Origin of the sequence: Oceanicaulis sp. UBA6590 (assembly GCF_002433705.1) — a bacterium.
Classification (GTDB): domain Bacteria; phylum Pseudomonadota; class Alphaproteobacteria; order Caulobacterales; family Maricaulaceae; genus Oceanicaulis.
The window spans coordinates 1135-2915 of record NZ_DJIQ01000034.1; the positions used below are offsets into that span (position 1 = coordinate 1135).

A 1781-nucleotide genomic window follows, 5' to 3' on the forward strand; every position below is an offset into this window, starting at 1 on the left:
CGGTTGCGCCATGATCGGCCAGTCCATGATCAATGTGCAATCGGGCGCCCGGACGCGCCTGGCCGCGATCATGGCGGCGCTCTTCCTGCTGAGCTTCATCCTGTTCGCCGCGCCGCTGATCGAGCAGATCCCCCTCGCCGCGCTGACAGGCGTGATGTTCATGGTGGTGATCGGCACGTTCGCCTGGAACTCGTTCCGCATCCTTCTGAAGATCCCGCGCTCGGACGCGCTGGTGATCATCCTGGTGACCGTGGTGACGGTGCAATACGACCTCGCGGTGGCCGTCGTGGCGGGCGTGATCGTCTCGGCGCTGGTCTACGCCTGGCGGTCGGCCAAGCGACTGCACATCTCCGCCCATGACAGCCACACCGTGCCGGGCGCGAAGACCTATGAGCTGGACGGACCGCTGTTCTTCGCCTCGACCGATAATTTCTCGGAGCTGTTCGACATCGAGCATGACCCCGATGTGGTGATCGTGGACTTCAAGCGCTCTCGCGTGGTGGACCAGTCCGCCTTGCAGGCGATCGAGGACTTGGCCCTGAAATATGAGTCCAAGGGCAAGGAGCTGCGCCTGCGTCACCTGTCGCGCGACTGCCACCAGCTTCTGAAGAAAGCCGGTCAGCTGATGATCGATTCCGATGACGACCACGACTATCAGGTCGCGGCCGACTATTCGGTGCGCACGGGAGTCTTCGGCGGCGGGCACTAGCCCTCGGACTGCGCCTTGCGTCCCATCAGCCAGTAAATGGCGTCGTGGCGCGCCTCGAACAGGCGCATCTCGACCGGGCCGCCGCCCGTGGGGAAGAAACGCGTCCAGGCGTCGAGCGTCGGGCGGATGCTGTCGGAAATGCCGTAAAAGGCGTTGAACTGGCGGGTGCGGCTGCGATCGCCGAAATCCCGTGCGCGCTCATTGGCGAACCGCACAAGGTCTTCAGACGTCAGGGTGATCGCTTCCACATCGGACAGATCAATCAGCGCCCGCCCCTGAGACGAAATCCGCCCCGTCTTCATGTAGCCCATGGCCTCGGCCACGGCGTCCGCATCCATTATGGACGGATAGGCGACCTCGAGAATGTCGCGATCCTCGTGAAACGTGAACCGCAAGCGGTGCGGTGCATCCTTCGTGTCATCTGTCATGCCGGCCCCCAGACCCACAGCCCATGGCGACCCCGGTAGGACTCGAACCTACAACCGTCGGATTAGAAGTCCGGTGCTCTATCCAGTTGAGCTACGGGGCCGTGTTTGAGGGGGTCTGATATGCGAAACGCCGCACCCTGTGAAGACGCGGCGTTGCGACAGGGCTTTGTTGTCAGCCCCGAGGCGGCGAAGCCGGCCGCTAGTGCGACCAGGGTTCCTTGCGGTCCGCATCAAAATTGGAGGCGTAGGACTTGATCTTGCGCGGTGTCTCGCGCGCCTCGCGCACCTGGAAGGCGATGCCGTGACGCTGGGCGTAGGACACCGCTTCATCCTTGCTCTCGAAATTGAGATGAATCTGACGGCGCATGTCAGATGTCGAAGACCAGCCCATCAGGGGGTCGGGACGCTTGGCCATGGCCGGTTCAAATTCCAGCACCCAGTCCTGGGACTTGGCGCGACCCGATTGCATGGCCGTCTTGGAAGGTTTGTAGATCTTCGCGAACATGTTTCTCGTCCAGACTTGGCTATCCACGTCCTGTCTGCCTGAGGGCCTGCTAACAAGCCCTGAAGACAATGGTCGGGGCGGCAAGATTCGAACTTGCGACCCTCTGCTTAGAAGGCAGATGCTCTATCCAGCTGAGCTA

3 protein-coding genes and 1 tRNA gene are annotated in these 1781 nt (G+C 62.2%); 1 reads left to right on the plus strand and 3 read right to left on the minus strand.

All coding sequences use genetic code 11. From position 1 onward, the window contains the following. Positions 1-709 (plus strand): SulP family inorganic anion transporter (locus B2Z70_RS07070; RefSeq protein WP_292982132.1); only part of this gene is annotated, 709 nt, incomplete at its 5' end. On the opposite strand, the gene B2Z70_RS07075 is transcribed toward B2Z70_RS07070, so the two are convergent. The 3 genes from B2Z70_RS07075 to B2Z70_RS07085 form a co-directional block, all read right to left on the minus strand. Then, positions 706-1137, minus strand: coding sequence for a hypothetical protein (locus B2Z70_RS07075; RefSeq protein WP_292982133.1), 432 nt, complete (start codon positions 1135-1137; stop codon positions 706-708). The two genes, B2Z70_RS07070 and B2Z70_RS07075, sit on opposite strands and share 4 nt — an antisense overlap. A gap of 24 nt (positions 1138-1161) precedes the next feature. Then, a tRNA-Arg gene (locus B2Z70_RS07080) sits at positions 1162-1238 on the minus strand. Between the two features lie 98 nt (positions 1239-1336). Next, complete coding sequence (locus B2Z70_RS07085) at positions 1337-1642, minus strand: ETC complex I subunit (RefSeq protein WP_009800828.1); 306 nt, start codon at positions 1640-1642, stop codon at positions 1337-1339. Positions 1643-1781 lie beyond the last annotated feature (139 nt).

Excerpts from the sequence above, each read along its gene's own strand:
- B2Z70_RS07085 (WP_009800828.1), bottom strand. The coding sequence starts at position 1,642 with ATGTTCGCGAAGATCTACAAACCTTCCAAGACGGCCATGCAATCGGGT.
- B2Z70_RS07075 (WP_292982133.1), bottom strand. The coding sequence starts at position 1,137 with ATGACAGATGACACGAAGGATGCACCGCACCGCTTGCGGTTCACGTTT.